The sequence below is a fragment of the Streptomyces sp. NC-S4 genome (genome assembly GCF_054353315.1).
Genome location: NZ_CM135937.1, coordinates 2,606,247 through 2,626,825, shown reverse-complemented (window position 1 = coordinate 2,626,825; position 20,579 = coordinate 2,606,247). Strand labels below are relative to the sequence as shown.

General features: G+C 72.3%; 20 protein-coding genes and 1 riboswitch. Of the genes, 8 read left to right on the top strand and 12 right to left on the bottom strand.

The window, feature by feature from the left end:
- Positions 1-10: 10 nt before the first annotated feature.
- On the bottom strand, positions 11-487 hold the full coding sequence (bfr, locus tag ACXNSR_RS11430) for a bacterioferritin (protein WP_030010525.1): 477 nt from the start codon (positions 485-487) through the stop codon (positions 11-13).
- A gap of 173 nt (positions 488-660) precedes the next feature.
- On the opposite strand from bfr, the gene ACXNSR_RS11425 reads away from it, so the two are divergent.
- Complete coding sequence (locus ACXNSR_RS11425) at positions 661-1,293, top strand: sulfite oxidase-like oxidoreductase (protein ID WP_458641965.1); 633 nt, start codon at positions 661-663, stop codon at positions 1,291-1,293.
- A gap of 25 nt (positions 1,294-1,318) precedes the next feature.
- Here ACXNSR_RS11425 and ACXNSR_RS11420 read toward each other — a convergent pair whose 3' ends face one another.
- From ACXNSR_RS11420 to thiO, 6 genes are all read right to left on the bottom strand, one after another.
- Positions 1,319-1,867 (bottom strand): DUF4396 domain-containing protein, encoded by a 549-nt coding sequence (locus tag ACXNSR_RS11420; RefSeq protein WP_458643270.1) that lies wholly within the window; start codon positions 1,865-1,867, stop codon positions 1,319-1,321.
- Positions 1,868-1,968: 101 nt separating this feature from the next.
- Positions 1,969-2,826 carry a deoxyribonuclease IV gene (locus ACXNSR_RS11415; RefSeq protein WP_458641964.1) on the bottom strand — a complete coding sequence of 286 codons (858 nt, stop codon included), beginning with the start codon at positions 2,824-2,826 and terminating at the stop codon, positions 1,969-1,971.
- 9 nt (positions 2,827-2,835) lie between these two features.
- Positions 2,836-4,752, bottom strand: coding sequence for a Stk1 family PASTA domain-containing Ser/Thr kinase (gene pknB, locus ACXNSR_RS11410; protein ID WP_458641963.1), 1,917 nt, complete (start codon positions 4,750-4,752; stop codon positions 2,836-2,838).
- A 1,605-nt stretch (positions 4,753-6,357) separates the two neighbouring features.
- Entirely contained in the window at positions 6,358-7,152 is a 795-nt protein-coding gene (locus ACXNSR_RS11405) for a thiazole synthase (protein ID WP_458641962.1), read from the bottom strand.
- Positions 7,153-7,157: 5 nt separating this feature from the next.
- Positions 7,158-7,358: a sulfur carrier protein ThiS gene (gene thiS, locus ACXNSR_RS11400; protein WP_458641961.1), complete on the bottom strand. Its 201-nt coding sequence runs from the start codon at positions 7,356-7,358 to the stop codon at positions 7,158-7,160.
- A complete protein-coding gene (thiO, locus tag ACXNSR_RS11395; RefSeq protein WP_458641960.1) occupies positions 7,355-8,533 on the bottom strand; it encodes a glycine oxidase ThiO in 1,179 nt (392 codons plus the stop codon). Before thiO ends, thiS begins: the two co-directional genes overlap by 4 nt.
- Positions 8,531-8,642: riboswitch (TPP riboswitch) on the bottom strand. (Overlaps the previous gene by 3 nt.)
- A gap of 81 nt (positions 8,643-8,723) precedes the next feature.
- On the opposite strand from thiO, the gene ACXNSR_RS11390 reads away from it, so the two are divergent.
- The 5 genes from ACXNSR_RS11390 (at position 8,724) to ACXNSR_RS11370 (ending at position 13,241) form a co-directional block, all read left to right on the top strand.
- A complete protein-coding gene (locus tag ACXNSR_RS11390) occupies positions 8,724-9,944 on the top strand; it encodes an NAD(P)/FAD-dependent oxidoreductase (RefSeq protein WP_458641959.1) in 1,221 nt (406 codons plus the stop codon).
- Between the two features lie 212 nt (positions 9,945-10,156).
- Positions 10,157-10,522, top strand: coding sequence for an Rv2175c family DNA-binding protein (locus ACXNSR_RS11385; protein WP_030724382.1), 366 nt, complete (start codon positions 10,157-10,159; stop codon positions 10,520-10,522).
- 85 nt (positions 10,523-10,607) lie between these two features.
- Positions 10,608-11,243 (top strand): thiamine phosphate synthase, encoded by a 636-nt coding sequence (gene thiE, locus ACXNSR_RS11380; RefSeq protein ID WP_458641958.1) that lies wholly within the window; start codon positions 10,608-10,610, stop codon positions 11,241-11,243.
- A 146-nt stretch (positions 11,244-11,389) separates the two neighbouring features.
- Complete coding sequence (gene metF, locus ACXNSR_RS11375; RefSeq protein WP_458641957.1) at positions 11,390-12,304, top strand: methylenetetrahydrofolate reductase [NAD(P)H]; 915 nt, start codon at positions 11,390-11,392, stop codon at positions 12,302-12,304.
- Between the two features lie 49 nt (positions 12,305-12,353).
- Positions 12,354-13,241: a hypothetical protein gene (locus ACXNSR_RS11370; RefSeq protein WP_458641956.1), complete on the top strand. Its 888-nt coding sequence runs from the start codon at positions 12,354-12,356 to the stop codon at positions 13,239-13,241.
- 4 nt (positions 13,242-13,245) lie between these two features.
- On the opposite strand, the gene ACXNSR_RS11365 is transcribed toward ACXNSR_RS11370, so the two are convergent.
- The 5 genes from ACXNSR_RS11365 to ACXNSR_RS11345 form a co-directional block, all read right to left on the bottom strand.
- Positions 13,246-14,664 (bottom strand): phytoene desaturase family protein, encoded by a 1,419-nt coding sequence (locus ACXNSR_RS11365; RefSeq protein WP_458641955.1) that lies wholly within the window; start codon positions 14,662-14,664, stop codon positions 13,246-13,248.
- A 62-nt stretch (positions 14,665-14,726) separates the two neighbouring features.
- Complete coding sequence (locus tag ACXNSR_RS11360) at positions 14,727-15,353, bottom strand: DUF4126 domain-containing protein (RefSeq protein ID WP_458641954.1); 627 nt, start codon at positions 15,351-15,353, stop codon at positions 14,727-14,729.
- Positions 15,354-15,435: 82 nt separating this feature from the next.
- Positions 15,436-15,837, bottom strand: a complete 402-nt coding sequence (locus ACXNSR_RS11355; RefSeq protein ID WP_327735052.1) for a DUF3040 domain-containing protein — start codon at positions 15,835-15,837, stop codon at positions 15,436-15,438.
- A 291-nt stretch (positions 15,838-16,128) separates the two neighbouring features.
- On the bottom strand, positions 16,129-16,887 hold the full coding sequence (locus ACXNSR_RS11350) for a methyltransferase (protein ID WP_458641953.1): 759 nt from the start codon (positions 16,885-16,887) through the stop codon (positions 16,129-16,131).
- 73 nt (positions 16,888-16,960) lie between these two features.
- Positions 16,961-17,455 carry an SAV_6107 family HEPN domain-containing protein gene (locus ACXNSR_RS11345; protein ID WP_458641952.1) on the bottom strand — a complete coding sequence of 165 codons (495 nt, stop codon included), beginning with the start codon at positions 17,453-17,455 and terminating at the stop codon, positions 16,961-16,963.
- 172 nt (positions 17,456-17,627) lie between these two features.
- Here ACXNSR_RS11345 and ACXNSR_RS11340 point away from each other — a divergent pair, with 172 nt between their 5' ends.
- Together ACXNSR_RS11340 and ACXNSR_RS11335 are read left to right on the top strand one after the other, a co-directional pair.
- On the top strand, positions 17,628-18,485 hold the full coding sequence (locus ACXNSR_RS11340; protein ID WP_458641951.1) for an ATP-binding cassette domain-containing protein: 858 nt from the start codon (positions 17,628-17,630) through the stop codon (positions 18,483-18,485).
- The gene (locus ACXNSR_RS11335; protein ID WP_458641950.1) at positions 18,457-20,553 is read left to right on the top strand and encodes a YhgE/Pip family protein; all 2,097 of its coding nucleotides are present in this window, start codon (positions 18,457-18,459) and stop codon (positions 20,551-20,553) included. The genes ACXNSR_RS11340 and ACXNSR_RS11335 overlap by 29 nt, the downstream gene beginning before the upstream one ends.
- The last annotated feature ends 26 nt before the right edge of the window (positions 20,554-20,579 follow it).

The window sequence follows — 20,579 nt, the reverse complement described above, 5'->3', positions numbered from 1 at the left end:
ATCGGCCGGGTCAGCTCGGCTGCTCGATCAGCTGCGCGATGTAGAGCGGCTCGCCCAGGGACTCGATGAGCTCCAGCTGGGTGTCGAGGTAGTCGATGTGGTGCTCCTCGTCCTCCAGGATCTCCTCGAAGAGCCGGGCCGAGGTGATGTCGCCCTTGCCTCGCATGACCTCGATGCCCCGCTTGAGCCGGTCGATGGCCTCGACCTCGACCTGGCGGTCCGCCTGGAACATCTCCGTGAGCGTCTGCCCGACACGCACGTGGAAGAGGCGCTGGTAGTTCGGCAGACCGTCGAGCATCAGGATGCGCTCGGTGATCTTGTCCGCGTGCTTCATCTCGTCGATGGACTCTTCACGCGTGTACTTGGCGAGCTTGGTCCAGCCCTTGTTGTCCTGGATGCGGTAGTGCAGCCAGTACTGGTTGATGGCCGTCAGCTCGCCGGTCAGCTGCTCGTTCAGAAACTCAAGGACCTCGGGGTCGCCCTGCATCGCAGAGGCTCCTTCCAGGCAATGTCAGCTATGTGACGGGGCAGTTGCGCGCATCCTTGCACCGCCGCCGGAGACCGTCCAGTAAGTGCCTCCTTAGTGGGAGTTACCGTGACTTGCCCGAATCGGTCAGGACCTGGTCATGACCACCCTGCCCAGTCTGTCACCATGGAGTCATGGGTCAGCCGGAAAGCCGGGAATCTCCGGGAGCAGAGCAGCTGGAGCTTCCACCGGGGCAGCGGCTGCAGAAGGGCTGGCCGGTCACCCACTACGGGCCCGTACCCAAGTTCAAGCCGGACCGCTGGGAGTTCCGCGTCTTCGGCGCGACGGCCGACGGGGACAAGCACTGCTGGAACCATGAGGAGTTCACGGCCCTGCCGTTCGACTCCGTCGTGGCCGATCTGCACTGCGTCACGAAGTTCAGCATGCAGGGCGCCGAATGGGGCGGCGTGCTCGCCCGTGAGGTCCTCGCCCTGGCTCCGCCCGCGCCGCAGGTCACGCATGTGATGGTGTGGGCCGAGTACGGCTTCAGCTCCAACCTGCGGCTGGCCGACTTCGCCTCCGACCGGACCGTCTTCGCCACCCACGAGGGCGGTGAACTGCTCACCGCCGAGCACGGTTTCCCGGTACGGCTGGTGGTCCCGCACCTGTACGCCTGGAAGGGCCCCAAGTGGGTCCGCGGCATCGAGTACATGACCGCCGACCGCCGCGGCTTCTGGGAGGAGCGCGGCTACCACAACATCGGCGACCCGTGGCGCGAGCAGCGCTACTCGTACCAGGAGGAGCCCGGGGAGGGCCCCGAACTGTAGCGGGCGCCCTGCCGGCCGGTCCCGCTCAGTGGTGGTACTGGTGCACGACCGCGTGACCCTTGCCGCGGCCGATCATCCACTTGTTGACCGGGGTCGTGATCACGAAGGCGGCCGCCAGCGAGATCGCCAGGACGATCCAGAACAGCGGCTCCGACAGGTGTGCGTCCATCGCTCCGGGCCACAGGGCGATCACCCCGTTGTCGATCAGCTCCATGACGGCGATCGAAAGGGTGTCCGCGGCCAGCGCCACCCGGACGGCCGTACGCAGGCCGACGCCGGCGGCGAGGATCCCGCGCAGGGTGAGCGCGTAGCCGAAGAAGAACGCGAGGACGATCGCCAGGATCATCGTCTGGACGTTCCCCCAGCCCAGCGCGGTACCGATGATCATGCCGAGCACCTCGCCGATGGCGCATCCGGTGAGGCAGTGCAGGGTGGCCCGGGCCGCCGTGCCCCAGCTGACCGGGCCGCCGGCGCCGTGCTCGTGGTGCTCGTGGTGCTCGTGCGCGGGGCCGTGGTGCCCCTCGTGGCCGACGTGACCCGTGCGCTCCTCGTGGCCTTCGTGCCCTTCGTGCATGTGCTCCATGACAACCCCCTCGTGGGAACGCCGGGTAGCGGTCCCGTCGATACTGACGGAACCGTATACCCCCCTGGGGTATTCCTCAAGGAATCAGCGGATCACCGCGGGCCGCGCAGCTCCTTCAGCAGCGCGACGTCCGCCGCGTGCCCTTCCTTGCCGCCGGGCGTCTCGATGACCAGCGGAACACCGTCCATCGCGGGGTGCGTGAACAGCTCCGCGAAGGCGTCCCGGCCGATGTGCCCCTGGCCGATGTTGGCGTGCCGGTCCTTGTGGGCGCCGACGCCCTCCTTGGAATCGTTCGCGTGGACCAGCTTCAGCCGGCCCTCGCCCACGGTGTGCACCAGCAGGTCCAGCGTCACCTTCGTCCCGCCCGGCTCCGCCAGGTCGTGACCCGCCGCGAAGATGTGGCAGGTGTCCAGGCAGATCCCCAGCTTCGGATGGTGGTCCAGCGCCTCGAAGTACGGCCCGAAATCCTCGGCGAGCGAGCACAGCGAGGAGCCCTGCCCGGCCGTGGACTCCAGCAGCAGGAACGGGTCGTCGTCATGCGTCAGCTCGTCCAGCAGCGGCAGCATGTGCTCCCTGACCTGCGCGTACGCAGCCGCCCGCGGGCGGCCCCCGGTCGCCGACCCGGTGTGCACGACCACGCCGAGCGCACCGATCTCCCGGCCGCGGCGCAAGGAATGGCGCAGCGACTCCACCGACTTCTCCACGGTCGCCGCGGTGTGCGAGCCGAAGTTGATCAGGTACGGGGCGTGCACGTACGCCGGGATGGACTCGGCCGCGCACTGGGCCCGGAACCGTTCGTCCTGCGCCGGATTGCCGACCGGAGTGGCCCAGCCGCGCGGATTGGCGACGAAGACCTGGACGGCCTCCGCCCCCATCTCCCGGGCGTACGCCAGGCCGACCGAGGCGAGCCCCCCGGCAACGGGGACGTGCCCGCCCACTGGATTGCGCATCACTACGGCCTACAGCCCCTTGGTCTTGATGGTGATCGTGCTGCCCTCGGGGGCGTTCTGCCCGGCTGGCACCGACTGGGTGTCGATCGTGTTGCTGAAGGAGATCAGCGGCCGGTCCACCTTCACCTTGAACCCGGCGGCCTCCAGCGCCTTGCGGGCCGCGTCCACGTCCTGGCCGGTCACATTCGGGACCGGGACCTGCCGGGGACCCTTGGACACGGTCAGCGTGACCGTGTCCCCGGCCGCGGCCTGGGTGCCGGCGCCGATCGACTGGTTGGCGACCGTACCGGCCGCGAAGGGTGCGTTGACCTGCTCGGGAGCCGTCACGGCCTTGAGGCCCAGGGCCTCGAGAGCCGCCGTCGCCTGGTCGGCGGGGAGCCCGGTCACGCTCGGGACCGGCACCGGGCGGCCCTTGCTGACGACCAGCGAGACCGCCGTGTCGAGCGCCCGCTTCTCGCCGCCCGCCGGATTGGTGCTGATCACCGAACCCTGGGCGACGTCCTGGCTGAAGGCCTGCGTCACCATGCCGGGCGCCAGCCCGGACTGCGTCAGCTCGGCCTTGGCCTCCTCCAGCGGTCGGCCCTTCAGGTTGGGCACGGCCACGACCTCGGGGCCGCGGGAGATCGTGAGGGTCACCGCGTCGTTGCCGCGGATCCGCCCGCCGCCCGGGGGATCGGTCTTCATCACCGTCCCGCGGTCGAAGGCGTCGCTGAACTTCCGGTTCACCGCCTTCACCCCGAGCCCGGCCTCGGACAGCTGGGAGCGGGCCTGCTCCTCCGTCTTGCCGAGCAGATTGGGGACCTTGGTGAACTGCCCGGAGTTGATGTACCAGACGCCGACCCCGAGCCCGAGCGCGAGCAGCACGCCCGCGACGACGAGCAGCACCCCGCGGCGGGGCCGCCGAGCGGGGGCCTGAGGCCGCTGCGCGGGCGGAGCGGGCGGCGAGGGGGGCATCTCCAGGCGGGAGGTGTGCTGCACGGGCTGCTGCGCGGCCACCGGGCGCGGGATCACGCCCGTACGGTCCTCGGCGGACGAGCGCGCCTCGGCACGCGCCTGCGGGGGTACGGCGTCCAGCTCGGCGTCGCTGAGCAGCGCGCGGGCCTCGCGGGTGAGGCCGAGCAGGGCGGCCGCGTCGTAGGGACGCAGCTCGGGATTGCGGGCGGCGGCCTGCGCGACCAGCTCGTCGAGCCCGACGGCGAGCCCGGGGACCACGGCGGACGGGGGCGGGACGTCCTCGTGCAGGTGCTGGTAGAGCACCTGCGCGGGAGAGCCGCCGGTGTGGGGCTTGGAGCCGGTGAGCATCTCGTAGAGGACGACACCGCAGGCGTAGACGTCCACGCGGGTGTCGGCGACCCCGTTCTCGATCTGCTCGGGGGCCAGGTAGGAGACGGTGCCGAGGACGGAACCGGTGGTGTTGGTCACCGAGTCCACCGACCGGACCAGCCCGAAGTCCGCGACCTTCACCCGGCCGTCGTCCCCGATCAGCACGTTCTCGGGCTTCATGTCGCGGTGGACGAAGCCGGCCCGGTGGGCGGCGCCGAGGGCCGCGAGGACCGGTTCGAGGATGTCGAGGGCCGCCCGGGGCTGGAGCGCGCCGCGCTCGCGGAGCACGTCGCGCAGGGTGCAGCCGGAGACGTACTCCATCGCCAGGTACACGTACGGCCCGTCCGTGCCCTGGTCGAAGACGGCGACAACGTTCGGGTGCGCGAGCCGGGCGACGGACTTCGCCTCGCGGATGAACCGGTCGACGAAGGCGGCGTCGGCGGCGAGCGCCGGGTGCATCACCTTCAGGGCGAGCACCCGGTCGAGGCGGGTGTCGACGGCCCGGTAGACCGTGGCCATGCCGCCGGCCGCGATGCGGGCGTCGATGCGGTAGCGGCCGTCGAGCACGCGCCCGACGAGGGGGTCATCCAGGGTCGTATCCACCCGCCGATTCTACGAGCCGCCGGACGGGTGCCGGGCGGGGGCGGCCGCCTTGCAGCGCAGCTGTGACGTGGGGTGGTGCGGCGGGGCCTCCACCCCCGCGGCGCGGAGCCCCGAACCGGCGGCTGCCCACCCGCCCCCTCGGCGACGGGGGAGCGGGGAGCGCAAGGCGGGGCGGTTGCTTCGGGGTGATCGGGATCCTCTCGGCCGGTATCAGAGAAGCGGATGGGGGTTTCCCGTCAGTCCCATCGTCCCTCCGGGTCGGGCCGGTCCCTCAAGGGCGCTCCTTCGTCGCGTCACTGCGTGATGGCCTGCGGCCACCCTTGACCGACCGTCCCGCCCCGGAGAAACGAAAGACTGCCGGGAAGCCCCCAAAGGAACGGGCCGGAGGATCCTTTCCAGGGACGGGGCGTCGGATCCGCCCAGCCCCGTCCCGCGTGAGCCAGGGCCGGCAGACGGGGCCGATCCAGACCGGGGGCCCGGGTCGGTGGGGCGCGCCAAATCGCTACGCGCTCCTCACCCCTCAGCGTCCGACGACCGTCTTGGGCTGGACATAGGCCGCCCACGCCCCGCAAGGGTTTCTCACTGACAGCGGCCGACGGTCGTCCGTAGCTGGACATAGACCGCCCACGGCCTCAGGCGCTTCTCGCCGACAGCGACCGACGGCTGTATGTGGCCGTTCACAAGCCGCCCGAGGCCCCGGTGCGGCGCTCGACCCGCGTCCGGCGACCGTCTGTGGCCGGCCACAAGCCGCCCACGGCCCGCAGGCGCTTCTCCCGGGAGGCGCCTGACGTCCGTCGCAGGGCGAAAAGACGTGGGACAGCGCCTATTTCGCAGTGGATGCGGGTCAGCGCGCATGGGCGACCAAAAGGGCCGACAGATTGCCCCAATTGCCCCTCTTTGGGGGTGGGTTTGTGGTGTGGTGTTCGCGCTGACCCGGCTCCACTACGGAATACCCGGACTATCGGCCGTCCGCCCCTCTCATCAGGTGCTGACGGCCGTGGGTCGCGGTCAGGGAGAAGCGCGTAGCGATCTGGGGCGGCCTGTGCCCGGCCCGGGCCGGTCGTCGGACGCAGGTCGAGTGCCGGACCGAGGCCGTGGGCGGCCTATGTCCAGCCCAAGACGGCCGCCGGACGCTGAGACGTCAGGAGCGCGTAGCGATTGGATGCGCTACCCCCGACCCGGCAGGTGGCTCCTATCGGCCCCGTCTGTCGGTCGTGCCCCACGCTGGACGGGGCTGGGTGTCTCCGACCGTCCCCGTCCTGATCCTTGATCGCCCGGCCCGTTCCTTTGGGGGCTTCCCGGCAGTCTTTCGTTTCTCCGGGGCGGGACGGTCGGTCAAGGGTGGAGCGCAGCGACATCGCGAAGCGACGCGACGACGAAGGAGGAGCGCCCTTGAGGGACCGGCCCGACCCGGAGGGACGATGGGACTGACGGGAAACCCCCATCCGCTTCTCTGATACCGGCCGGGTGGCTCCCGATCACCCCGGAGCCACCGCCCCGCATCGCGCTCCCCGTTCCGCCGTCGCCGAGGGGGCGGGTGGGCAGCCGCCGGTTCGGGGCTCCGCGCCGCGGGGGTGAAGGCCCCGCCCCGAGGCTTCGTACCCCTCAGAACGCCGGGCGTTCCGGGTCCAGGGTGGCGCGGCCTTCCGTGGGGGAGGAGGCTTCGGCGAAGCGGCGTTGGGGGATGCGGCCCGCGCGGAAGGCGAGGCGGCCCGCCGAGACCGCGTCGCGCATGGCCGACGCCATGAGGACCGGCTCCTGTGCCCGGGTCACCGCCGAGGCCAGCATCACCGCCGCGCAGCCCAGTTCCATCGCCAGGGCCGCGTCGGACGCCGTGCCCGCGCCCGCGTCCAGGATGACCGGGACCGACGCGCGTTCCGTGATCAGCTCGAAGTTGTGCGGGTTGCGGATGCCCATGCCGGATCCGATGGGGGACCCGAGCGGCATGATCGCCGCGCAGCCCACGTCCTCCAGCTTCCGTGCGAGCACCGGGTCGTCGTTGGTGTACGGGAGGACCGTGAAGCCCTCGTCCACCAGGATCTCGGCCGCGTCCAGCAGCTCGACGCCGTCGGGCAGGAGGGTCCGTTCGTCCGCGACCACCTCCAGCTTGATCCAGTCCGTGCCGAGTGCCTCCCGGGCCAGCCGGGCCGTGAGGACGGCCTCGCCCGCCGTGAAGCAGCCCGCCGTGTTGGGGAGGACCGAGATGCCGAGCCTGGTCAGCACGGACAGGACGGAGCCCTGGACCGTGGGGTCCAGTCGCCGCATCGCGACCGTGGTGAGTTCGGTGCCGGAGGCGACGAGGGCGCGTTCCAGGACGTCCAGGCTCGGAGCCCCGCCCGTGCCCATGATCAGGCGGGAGGTGAAGGTCCGGCCGCCGAGGGTGAAGAGGTCGTCCGCCATGTCGCTCAGCCCCCCTGTACCGCGGTCAGGATCTCGACCCGGTCGCCGTCGCCCACGACGGTGACCGGCCACTGGCCGCGCGGGACCACGGTCTCGTTGAGCGCGGCGGCGACGCCGGAGGGGGCGGTGGTCAGGGTGGCGACCACCGTGTCGAGGGTGGCGCCGGCCGCGATCTCGCGCGGCTCGCCGTTGACGGAGATGGTCATGCGTACGACTCCTGACGTGCGGCGGAGAACCGGCGGGGGGTGAAGGGGCGCGCGATCTCCGGCAGTTCGCCGGTGGCCAGCAGCTCGGCGAGGACGTCGCCGGTGAGCGGGGTCAGCAGCACCCCGTTGCGGTAGTGCCCGGTGGCCAGGTGCAGGCCCGGCAGCTCGGTCGGGCCGAGCAGCGGGGCGTTGTCGGGGGATCCGGGGCGCAGTCCCGCCCGGGTCTCGGTGAGCGGGAGTTCGGTGATGCCGGGGACCAGTTCGTGGGCGTCGCGCAGGAGTTCGTAGACCCCGCCCGCGGTGACGGTGGTGTCCCAGCCGAGTTCCTCGCTGGTGGCGCCGATGACGAGCTCGCCGTTCTCGCGCGGCACCAGGTAGACGTGGCTGCCGCGGACGACGGCCCGTACGGTCCGTGACAGGAACGGCGCGTAGGCCGTCGGCACCGTGAGCCGCAGGACCTGTCCCTTGACCGGCCGTACGGGGGCCACGACCTGTGGCGGTACGCCCGCGAGCCGGCCGGTGAGCGAGCCCGCGGCGAGGACCACCTGGTCGGCGAGCAGCTCCGTGCCGTCGTCGAGGAGGGCGCCGGTCGCCCGGTCGGCGGTGGTGAGGAGCCGCTCGGCGCCGGCCCGGTGGATGGTCACGCCGGCGTGTTCGCAGGCGGCCAGCAGGGCGGCCGCGAGCCGGCGGGGGTCGACCTGGTGGTCGCCGTCGACGCGCAGGCCGCCGCGTACGCCCGGGGCGAGCATGGGCTCCAGGCGGCGGCACTCGCGGCCGGTGAGCCACTCGGACTCCAGGCCGCAGCGGCGCTGCAGGGCGTGCAGTTCGCGCAGGTGGAGGCGGTCGTCGGCGTCGAGGGCGACGGCGAGGGTGCCGCAGGCGCGGTAGCCGATGTCCATGCCGCCGCTGGCTTCGGCGAGCTCGGCGGCGAACGCCGGGTAGCGGGCGGCGGAGGCGAGTCCGAGGCCCAGCAGGGCTTCCTCGCCGTAGTGCAGTTCGGTGACGGGGGCGAGCATGCCGGCCGCGACCTGGGCGGCGCCGCCGCCGGGTGCGGGGTCGGCGAGTACGGTGCGCAGTCCGCGCGCGGCGGCCCGCCAGGCGGTGACCAGGCCGATGATTCCGCCCCCGATGACGAGGACGTCGGATCCCTTCCGAGGTGTTCGGGACGAGTGCATGGGCGTCCAGCCCCTCCCTTCGCCGGCATGACCCGGATCAGGTTCGTACGGTCGGAGGCCGGCCAGCCTCCCTCTCAGCCCGGTGCGCCGGACTCCCGCGATAGGTACGGTGGCCAGACTAACCCGGCGGTGGAGGGCGGGTAAGGCGGCACCTATTCCTGACGGAGCGTCAGAAGAATAGGGTGGCAACGTGAGCGAGCAGACGGAACAGAATCAGCGCGGCGTCGTGATCGTCGGCGCCGGAATGGCCGGGGTCCAGACCGCGGTCGCCCTGCGCGAGCAGGGCTTCACCGGCCCGGTGACCCTGCTGGGAGCCGAACCCCACCAGCCCTACGACCGGCCCCCGCTGTCCAAGGCGGTCCTCCTCGGCAAGGCCGAGGACTCCGCCTTCGACGTGGACTTCGAAGGCCTCGACATCGACCTCAGGCTCGGCGTCGAGGTCACCGGACTGCGCGCCGCCGTCCACGAGCTGGACACCGAGGCGGGACCGGTCCCGTACGGGATCCTCGTGCTGGCCACCGGCGCGCAGCCGCTGACCCTCCCCGGGACCGAGGGCGTCCCGGGCGTCCACCTGCTGCGCACCCTGGACGACGCGGCCCGGCTGCGCCCGGTGCTGGCCGCGTCGCCGCGCGCCGTGGTCGTCGGGGCGGGCTGGATCGGCGCCGAGTTCGCGACCGCCGCCCGGGAGGCGGGCTGCGAGGTCACCGTGGTCGAGGCGGCGGACCGGGTGCTGGCGGGGGCCCTGCCCGCCGAGGTCACCGAGCCGATGGCACGCTGGTACCGGGAGGCGGGCGCCGAGCTGATCACCGGGGCGAAGGTCGCCGGGATCGAGGAGGGGCGGGTCCTGCTGGCGGACGGGCGGGCCCTGCCGGCCGGCGCGGTGGTGGTGGGCATCGGCGCCCGGCCCGCCACCGGATGGCTGGACGGGACCGGCGTGGAGCGCGGCCCCGACGGCTCGGTCACCGCGGACGCGTACCTGCGGACCTCGCTGCCCGGGGTGTACGCGGTCGGCGACTGCGCCTCCTTCCCGTCCGGGCGGTACGGGACGCGGCTGCTCGTGCACCACTGGGACAACGCGCTCCAGGGGCCGAGGACGGTCGCGGCGAACATCCTGGCCGGGGAGCCGGCCCAGGTCTACGACCCGGTGCCGTACTTCTGGTCGGAGCAGTTCGGGCGCTTCGTGCAGTACGCCGGGCACCACGGCGGGGCCGACGGCCTGATCCTGCGCGGGGACCCGGCCGGACCCGCCTGGTCGGTGTGCTGGCTGCGCGACGGCGCGCTGGTCGCCGTCCTGGCCGTGGGCCGTCCGCGCGACCTGGCGCAGGGCCGCCGCCTCATCGAGACGGGCGTTCCCGTGGACCCCGCCAAGGTCTCCGACCCCGGTACCCCGCTGAAATCGGCCACGGCCTGACGGCCGCCGGGCTCCGCCCGGACCCGCGCCTCAATCGCCGGCGGGGCTGGATTCCGGCTGCCGCCGTCCGCCCGGTGGGGTGGATTGCCCGCAGGGCGATTCGGCCTCGCCGGCTTTGCGGAGCGGTCCGGGGCGGAGTCCCGGCACGGGCCGCGACCCGGACGGGGCCGCCCAGGTACCGGCGGCGGAGCCGAGATGGCAGGCTTGTGTCCGTGACCGAGATTGACGCAAAGATCGATGCCCTTGTCCCCTCATGGCTGTACCTCCCCGACATCGCGGAGATGCTGAACATCGAGGTGACCCGGGTCCGCCAGATGGTCAAGGAGGGGCAGCTCATCGCCGTCCGCCGGGGCGAGAACCGCTCCCTGCAGGTTCCGGCCCCCTTCATCGACGGCGACAAGGTCGTCAAGGGCCTCGTCGGCCTGCTGACCGTGCTGCGCGACGACCGTTTCACCGAGGAGGAGATCCTGGAATGGCTCTTCACCGAGGATCCGACCCTGCCCGGCACCCCCGTGCAGGCGCTGAGCGAGAATCGCGGCACGGAGGTGAAGCGCCGCGCTCAGGCGCTCGCCCTCTGACCTGATCGCCTTCGCTCCACAGCGGTGTACGGGCCCACGGCCGAGGCCCGGTCCGTACACCGCCTCCATCACGGGGGGTACACCCATGCAGCTGTCCGACGCCCGGCTCTACCTCTGCACGGACGCCCGCAAGCGCCAGGGTGACCTCCCCGAGTTCCTCGACGCCGTCCTCTCCTCGGGCGTGGACATCGTCCAGCTCCGCGACAAGGGCATGGAGGCGGGGGAGGAACTCGAACACCTCCAGGTCTTCGCCGAGGCCGCCCGCCGCCACGGCAAGCTCCTCGCCGTGAACGACCGCGCCGACGTCGCCCACGCCATCGGCTCGGACGTCCTGCACCTGGGCCAGGGCGACATCCCCGTCCCCGCGGCCCGCGCCATCCTCGGCGGGCGGGTGCTGATCGGCCGGTCCTGCCACGCCGAGGGCGAGGTGGACGCGGCCGTCGCCGAAGACGGCGTGGACTACTTCTGCACCGGCCCCTGCTGGCCCACCCCCACCAAGCCCGGCCGCCACGCCCCGGGCCTGGACCTGGTCCGCTACGCCGCCGCCCTGGAGCAGGACCGCCCGTGGTTCGCCATCGGCGGCATCGACGGCTCCAACCTGGACGAGGTGCTGGACGCCGGCGCCACCCGCATCGTGGTCGTCCGCGCCCTGACCGAGGCCACCGACCCCGGCGCGGCCGCCGCGGAGCTCGCGAAGCGGGTCCGGGCCCGCCTCGGCTGAATCCGGTCCGCCCGGACCCGACCGGGGCGGTCGCGATACCCCGTACGGACGTCTTCCGGCCAGACCGCGCCCCTCAAGTGTCCAAAAACGTGTCCAAAAGGCGGACAAGGCTTCGGTGTCCGCCGGGCCGCGTCTAACCTGCCCACATGGCCTCTGGTACCGCTTCCACCTGGTCGGACCGTGCACACACCGTCCGCGACCTTCTCGCGTCCGGGCGCTCGTACTCCTTCGAGTTCTGGGCCCCGAAGACCGAGAAGGGTGAACGAAACCTCTGGAACGCCCTGCGCCGGGTCGAGGCGGTATCCCCGAGCTTCGTCTCCGTGACCTACGGAGCCGGCGGCTCCACCCGCGGCGGCACCGTCAAGGCCACCCAGGAGATCGCCGCGGACACCACGCTGACCCCGGTCGCGCACCTGACCGCCGTGGACCACTCGGTCGCCGAGCTGCGCCACGTCATCGGCCAGTTCGCCGACGCCGGGATCCGCAACATGCTCGCCCTGCGCGGCGACCCGCCGGGCGACCCGATGGCCGAGTGGGTGGCCCACCCGGAGGGCGTGCACTACGCGGCCGACCTGGTGCGGCTGCTCAAGGAGTCCGGGGACTTCTGCGTCGGCGTCGCGGCCTTCCCCGAGATGCACCCCCGCTCCTCGGACTGGGACACGGACATCCGGCACTTCGTGGACAAGTGCCGCGCGGGCGCCGACTACGCGATCACCCAGATGTTCTTCGATCCCGAGAATTATCTGCGGCTGCGCGACAGCGTCGAGAAGGAGGGCTGCGACACCCCGATCATCCCCGAGGTCATGCCTGTTGTGGGCATCAAGCAGCTCGACCGGTTGCCCCAGCTGAGCACCGCGGTCTTCCCCGCGGACGTGAAAGAGCGCATGCTCGCCGTCAAGGACGACCCGGCCGCTGTACGCTCCATTGGCATCGAGTTCGCCACGGAGTTCTGCGCGCGGCTGCTGTCCGAGGGTGTCCCGGGGCTGCACTTCATCACGCTCAACAATTCCACGGCGACTCTCGAAATCTACGAGAACCTGGGCCTGCACCAGCGGGCCTGAACGGCCGTCCCCGTTCCCGAGCCGGCGGCCGTACCGAGAGGGGCCACGCATGGGAATGACGGTCCTCTACATCGCGTTCGGATTCGTCGCGCTGTGGCTGCTTGCCGAGGTCCTGATGCAGTACAAGGCCCGGCTGCGCTGGCGCCTGCTCGCCTTCGCCGGATTCCTCGGCGTCGTCGCCGGGGTGATACTGCCGTCGGTGCCGGTCATCGGCGCCGGCGCGTTGGCGTTCGCCGTGGGCCAGACCCTGGTGACGCTGTCCTTCCGCAAGGGCTTCGTCGCGGGCTGGGCGCTGCGCCGCGGCGGGGAGTCCGCACCGCAGCCCCGGCGCCGCCGGGCCGCGGGCACCAAGCAGGAGCCGGCCCTCAAGGTCACCGCGCTGCAGTACGACGCCGACGACGCCTCCGACGCCGACAGTGGCGTCGGTGCCGAGGACGGGGCGGCGCAGGAGCGGTCGTTCCGGGACGCGCCTCCGGCCGTCTACAGCCCGGAGCCGGTGCCCGAGGACACCGGGTCCTACGGGATACAGAGTCTCGCGCCCGAGCCCGACCGGACGGCCGCCTTCGCCTCGCCGTTCACCACGGCCGAGCAGGACGCCCACCAGTACGCGGCGTACTACGACCAGCAGAACCAGGGCGGCTACGACTACTCGGGCGGCTACCCGACGGGTGACCAGCAGCAGGTGTACGCCGCCTACTCGGACCCGTACATCGGCACCGGCGGCGGCATGGTCCCGCCCCAGCCGTACGACTACACCCCGTACGCCGACTACGGGCAGCAGCAGTACTCCACGGACACCCCGCCCGGCGGGGTCTGGGTCCCGCAGCAGCGGTCCACCGACGGTGCCGGCCAGCCCTACCCGATGGAGGACCAGGGCGAGCCGCCGCAGCAGTACCCGTACCCCCAGCAGGGCGGGTACGAGCAGTACCGCTACTGACGGCTCACTGGGAGCCGCGGAACTCCGCGCCCTCCACGATCAGTCCGGCCACCAGGGCCCCCGTCATCCCGGCGTGCGCCAGCCCGCCGCCGGGGTGGGCCCAGCCGCCCGCCAGGTACAGCCCGGGCACGGCCGTGGTGTTGGCCGGCTGGAGCAGCCGGCCCCCGGCGCCCGCGAGGGCGGGCGGGGGCACCGCGCCGCCCAGCGCCCCGGTCGCCGCCTCGATATCGGCCGGGGTGCGCACCTCGTGCCACAACAGCCGCTCCCGCAACCCCTGTACGGCCTTCTCCGCGAGGTTCAGCAGCTCGGCGGGGTCCGAGGTCCCGGGCCCGGGTACGGCGCTCACGGTGACCGCCTCGTGCTCCCCGTCGGGCCGGGTCGCCGGGTCGTCCGGGCGCATGACGGTGACCTGCGCCCCGGGGGCGTGGACCAGGGTGCGGTGCACGGCGGTCGCGGGCCGGGAGCCGCGCAGCGCGAGCAGGAGCGTGATCCGGCCCGGTACGCCGTCCCCGCGGGCGGGGACCGCCTCCGGCGGCCACGGCAGTGAGCCGGCCGGCAGCTGCCGGGGGTCGATCCCGCACACGACGGTGTCGGCGGCCGCCTCGCTGCCGTCGGCCAGCCGCAGACCGGCCGCCCGGCCGTCCGTGACCAGGACCTCCCGGACCTCCGCCCCGAAGACGAAGGCGACCTTGCGCTCCAGGCAGCGCTCGTACACGGCGGTGGCCAGGGCCCGCATCCCACCGCGCACGTACCAGCTGCCGAAGGTCTGCTCCATGTACGGGAGCACCGCCGCCGAGGCGGGCGCGGTGGCGGGGTCGATCCCGTACCCGCGCACCACTCCGGTCAGCAGCTCCGCGAGGGCGCCGCCGAGCTCCCGGTCGGCCACCTCGGCGAGGGTCGGCGTACGGCGGCGCAGCAGGCCGCTGCGGCGCAGGGCCGGATACGGGTCGCCGCCCAGGCTCTGCCGGGCGCCGGACCGCAGGGGTTCCTCCAGCAGCGGGCGCCGGGTGGCGTCCCAGGCGTCGCGGGCGCGGCCCAGGACGGCGTTCCAGCGCTCGCCCGCACCCGGTCCGAAGGCCGATTCCAGGGCTGCGGCGACACCGCCGTGGGAGGCGCCGGGCAGGGTGACGTCGATGCCGTGGTGGGGGAGGACGTGCCGGACGGCCGGGTCCACCTGGACCATGTCGACGCAGGTCTCCAGCGGCCGCTTGCCGGTCTTGACGAAGAGGTCGCGGTAGACGGCCGGCAGGTGCAGCAGCCCGGGCCCCGTGTCGAAGGCGAAGCCCTCGCGCTCGTACCGGCCCACGGCTCCGCCGTAGGTCGTCCCGCGTTCGTACACCGTCACCTGGTGCCCCGCCACGGCCAGCCGGGCCGCCGTAGCCATCGCGCCCATGCCGGCGCCGATCACCGCAATTCGTGCCATGCGGCCGAGCCTATCGACCGCCCCCGGTGCCCCGGCGACCCGGTGACCGGGTGGCCCGGTGGTCAGCGGGGTGGGGCCCCGGTGGTCTTTCGGGCCCCGGCGGCCAGCCGCTTCTCCTCGCGGCGCTGGGCACGACGACGCAGGAACCGGCGGATCCGGCTCCACAGGAAGACCAGTATGGCCAGCCCGATGGCCAGCAGCACGGCGGCGATGATCGCGGCGGCCTCGGGATTGAACATCGCGAAGGTGACGAGCCCGGCCACGCCGAGGTCCTCGGCGATGCTCATCCCCACGTTGGTGAAGGGCTCGGGCGAGGTGTTGATCGCCATCCGGGTGCCGGCCTTGACGAAATGGCTGGCCAGAGCCGTGGAGCCGCCGACCGCGGCGGCGGTGATCTCGGGGAGCGAACCGGTCTGCCCGGCCAGCAGCGCGCCGATCACCGCGCCGGAGACCGGGCGGATCACGGTATGGACGGTGTCCCATATCGAGTCCATGTACGGGACCTTGTCGGCGATCGCCTCGCACAGGAACAGCACCGCCGCGACGGCCAGCACGTCCGTGCGCTGCAGGGCGGCGGGGACGTCGTCGGTCAGGCCGGTGCGGCCGAAGATGCCGAGCAGGAGGACCACGGCGTAAGCATTGATCCCACTGGCCCAGCCGCTGGTGAAGACCAGGGGGAGCACACTCATCGGATCATCATGCCGTACGGGAACGCAGAAAAGTGAGGGGACGGCCGCACGGCGGCCATCCCCTCACCCACGTTGTCCGGGGCTAGTGCCCCTGTTCGTCACGGCGGCGCTGCCACCGTTCCTCGATGCGGGTCATCATCGACCGACGCTGCCGGTTGCGGCCATGGGCCGAACCACCGGTACTTCCGGAGACGGGCTGCTCGCCAGGCTTGGGTGCCTTGCGCCAACCGGTGACCACCAGGACCGTACATCCCAGCATGACGAGGAAACCCACCACGCTGATCCAGAGCACGTTCGGAATGATCACACCGGTCATGAGGAGCGCGATACCCACCACAATGCCTGCGACTGCCTGGTAGACCCGTCGCCGGGTGTACGTACGCAGTCCGCTTCCCTCAAGCGCTGTCGCGAACTTGGGATCTTCGGCGTACAGCGCTCGCTCCATCTGCTCGAGCATTCGCTGCTCGTGCTCCGAGAGCGGCACGGGAGTCCTCCTCATCCGTCGGTCGCGGGGGTGGCGACCAGGGGTCCCCTTCAGGATAGGCGGGGAATCGCCCCCGTGACACCCGCCCTCTACGCCGCGTTCCAATTGGACACGGCCCAGAAATGATGCAGCCGGTGAAAGCGCTGCGTGAAAACCGTACCGCCGCGGGGGCGGTCACTGAGGCCCTTATTCCCCAATGGTCCGTCCACCATGCCGGTCTTGCACCTGATCATACGGGGCCGGCCGGCGGATCGGAGGGTGTGCGGCCGACTCCGCGCGGACGGTCGCCGTTCAGGCCTGCTTCTCGCCCAGGACGTGCAGCTGGGTGGCGACGGCGTGGAAGGCGGGCAGCTCGGCCGCGGCCTCCTCCAGACGCAGCAGTGCCTCCACGGCGCCGGGCTCGGTGTCCACCAGGACCCCGGGCACGAGGTCGGCGAAGATCCGGACGCCGTGCACGGCACCGACCGCGAGGCCGGCACCACCGACCAGCTCGGAGAGCTGATCGGCGGTGAAGCGGCGCGGTACCGGGTCGCCGGAGCCCCAGCGGCCGGCCGGGTCGGTGAGGGCGGTACGGGCCTCCGTGAAGTGCCCGGCCAGGGCGCGGGCCAGCACGGCCCCGCCGAGGCCGGCGGCCAGCAGGCTCAGCGTGCCACCGGCCCGCAGCGCGGCCACCGTGTTCGCCACGCCCTCGGCCGGGTCGTCCACGTACTCCAGCACGCCGTGGCACAGCACCACGTCGTAGGCGTCCTGCTCGACGACGTCCAAGAGGCCCTGGGCATCGCCCTGGACCCCGCGCACGAGATCGGCGACACCGGCCTCGGCCACCCGGCGCTCCAGTCCGAACAGTGCGTTCGGGCTGGGGTCGACCACCGTGACCCGGTGGCCCAGACGGGCCACCGGCACGGCGAACTTGCCGGTGCCGCCACCGGTGTCGAGCACGTCCAGGACATCCCGCCCGGTCGCCTTCACCCGGCGGTCGAGCGCCTCCTTGAGGACCTCCCACACCACGGCGGTGCGAAGGGAGGCACGGGGGCGGGAAGTGTCCGACACGGCTGATGGCTCCTCGGCGCGGTAAAGGATGAGCGGTCCTGGCCCACCCTATTGCCTTCCGCCGCCGGGCAGCTCATCCCGCGTCCGGATGCTCCGGACGCGGTTGCGGCAGGGGTTTGTCCAGGGGCTGGGGCGCCGCCCGGACGGCGAGCATCCGCTCCACCAGGCGAAGGAACATCGAGGCCGCCCGCACCAGGTCGTCCGCGTCCCGGCAGCTCGCCGCGTCCGCTATCCCGGCCTCCGCCCTGGCCCGGCGTGCGGCGCCGGAGGCGAAGAGCGCGCTCCACTCGGCCAGCTCCGGCGCTATCTCCGGCAGCACCTCCCACGCGCTGCGGATCCGGGGCCGCCGCCGCGGGCCGACCGGTTCGGGCCGGGCGCGGGCGGCGAGCACGGCCGCGGCGGTGCGCAGCGCGGCGAGGTGGGCGGTGGCGTAGCGCTCGTTCGGGCGGGTCAGCCGCGCGGCCTCGGCCAGGCCGCTGTGGGCCTTGGCGAGCAGGTCGAGGGCGGCCGGTGGGGCCGTCGACTTGCGCAGGACGGGGTGGACAGGGGACGGGGACGGTGTGGCCATGACGAACCTCCTGTCGATGCGTTGCCCCCATCGTGACGGGCCCCACTGACAATTGCGCTGACCTGCGCTTTTACGGTCACGAACCGGGCAACTCCCCCCTCCTGTGCGCCTGCTGCGCAGAAGGATGCTAGTTTTTGAACTGACCGGTCAGTTCAAAAAGAAGGGGGACGGCGTGGACAGCCCGCACGGCGCGGCCGTCAAGGCCGAGGACTTCGGACTCAAGGGCCCGCGCGGCTGGGCCTTCCGGGGAGTCGGGATCGACGCGGCGCCAGGCTCGCTCATCGCGGTCGAAGGCCCCTCCGGCAGCGGTCGCACCTGCCTGCTCCTCGCCCTCACCGGGCGGATGAAGCCCACCCGGGGCCACGCCGAGGTCGGCGGCCACCGGCTGCCGAAGCGGATGACGGCGGTCCGCCGGATCGCCGCACTCGGCCCGGTCACCGGGGTCAACGAGCTCGACCAGGCGCTCACCGTCGCGGAGCAGCTGCGCGAGGGCGCCCTGCTCCAGCGCCACTACGGCGCCCCCGTCCGCGCCATGCTGCGGCCCCGGGCCGAGCGCCGTGCCGTCGCCGAGGCGCGGATCGCCGCGGCCCTGGAGGCCGCCGGGCTGGACCTCGCCGCGCTGCCCAAGGGCGGCCGGACCTCCGTACGGGACCTGGAGCGCCTGGAGTCCGTACGGCTGTCCGTCGCCATCGCGCTGCTGGGCTCCCCGGGGCTGCTGGCCCTCGACGACCTCGACCTCAAGCTGTCGGACACCGAACGCGCCCAGGCCTGGGACCTGCTCCGCTCGGTCGCCGCCCGCGGGACCACCGTCCTCGCGGTGTGCAGCGAGGCGCCCGCCGACGCGATCGTCCTGCGGACCTCGCCCAAGGAGCCCGCCGCACCCGCCGCACCTGCCGAGCCCGCCGCCGACGCCGGCAGCGACAGCAAGAACGGCAGCAAGAGCGACACCGAGAACGATTCGAAGCACGACACCGACAACGACGACACGAAGGGGGCGGACGATGCGCTCGCCGAAGCTGGCCGCGCTTGAGCTGAAGCGGTTCGGGCGGGGGAAGCTGCCCCGGGCCGCTCTCGTCGCGCTGCTCCTGCTGCCGCTGCTCTACGGAGCCCTGTACCTGTGGTCCTTCTGGGATCCGTACAAGCGGCTCGACCAGGTGCCCGTCGCCATCGTCAACTCCGACAAGGGCACGACCGTCGACGGCAAGCGCATCGACGTCGGCACCGAGATCGCCGAGAAGCTGCACGCCAGCAAGAAGTCCTTCGACTGGCGCTATGCGAGCGCCGACGAGGCGGCCAAGGGCCTTGAGGACGGTACGTACTACCTGACCCTGACCCTGCCCGAGGACTTCAGCGCGAAGATCGCCTCCAGCTCCGGCGACGACCCCACCACCGGGGCGCTCCAGGTCCGCACGAACGACGCCAACAACTACATCGTCGGCTCGATCTCGCGCTCCGTCTTCGCCGAGGTCCGCTCCGCGGCGTCCGCCAACGCCTCCCGCGGCTTCCTCGACAAGATCTTCGTCAACTTCTCCGACCTGCACGACAAGACCGCCGAGGCGGCCGACGGCGCGGACAAGCTCAAGGACGGCGCGGGCAAGGCCAAGGAGGGAGCCAAGGAGCTCGCCGACGGCCTCGACACCGCGCAGGAGAAGTCGGGCGAGCTGAACAGCGGTCTGCAGAAGCTGAACACGGCGGCCGGCAAGCTGGAGACCGGTTCCAAGGGCGTCGCGGACGGCACCCAGGCGTTGGCCAACAAGGTGAACGGGGCCGCGGACAAGGCCCGTCCCTTCGTGAAGGACCCCAAGAACCTGGCCGACACCGCCGAACTGGTCGCCGACAGCGCGAAGGTCGTCCGCAACCACCTCGACAAGTTCGTCGAGAAGGCCCCGGCCGCCGCCGCTGCTGCCAAGAAGGCGGCCACCATCACCAACACCTACTACACCAAGCAGTGCGTGACCCCCGGCGGCGAACCGCACCTGGCCTCCTGCGCCGACCTGAAGGCGGCCCGGGACAGCACGGCCGAGGCCGCCGAGCTCAGCGGGGACGTCAGCGTCCTGGCCAAGAACGCGAGCGGCGACGTCGCCAAGCTCCGCACCCAGCTCACCGATCTGGAGAACCAGGCGCGCGTGCTCGTCGACAAGGCCCCGCAGCTCGCGGGCGACCTCGACGCGGCCGTCGCCAAGGTCAACGCCCTCAACGACGGTGCCCACAAGGTGTCCGCCGGCATGGCCCAGCTGCACACCGGCATCGGCACCGCCACCAACGGCTCCGGCGCCCTCTCCGACGGCGTCGGCAAGCTCGGCGACGGCGCCCACCAGCTCGACGGCGGCATGTACAAGCTCGTCGACGGCACCGGCGAGCTCGCCGGCGGCCTGCACGAGGGGGCCGGGAAGATCCCCGACTACGACCAGCAGCAGCGCGACCAGCGCACCCAGGTCATGGCCGACCCGATCCAGCTCGCCAACCAGTCCCTGCACAAGGCGCCCAACTACGGCACCGGTTTCGCCCCCTACTTCATCCCGCTCTCCCTCTGGGTCGGCGCGATGGTCGCCTACATGCTGATCGCCCCGCTGAACCGGCGGGCCCTGGCCGCCGGTGCCTCGCCCTGGCGGGTCGCCCTCGCCGGCTGGCTGCCCGTGGCGGGCCTCGGCACGGCGCAGGTGGCCCTGCTGATGTCCGTCCTGCACTGGGCGCCCGGCCTCGGCCTGAAGATGGCCCACCCGGCCCTCACCATCGGCTTCCTGATCCTGGTCACCGGCTGCTTCGCGGCGATCGTCCAGTGGCTCAACGCCAAGTTCGGCGCCGCCGGCCGCATCCTGGTGCTGGCCGTCCTGATGCTCCAGCTGACCTCGGCGGGCGGTACGTACCCCGTTCAGACCAGCCCGGACTTCTTCAACTGGATCCACCCGTACCTGCCGATGTCGTACATCGTCGAGAGCCTGCGCCGCCTCATCACCGGCGGCGACCTCGCCCCGGTCTGGCAGGGCGGCGCGGTCCTGCTGGCCTTCACCGCGGGCGCCCTGGCCCTCACCGCGCTCGCCGCCCGCGGCAAGCAGGTGTGGACCATGGACCGGCTGCACCCGGAACTGAGCCTGTAGGGACGTGTTGACCTGTGACAATCAGC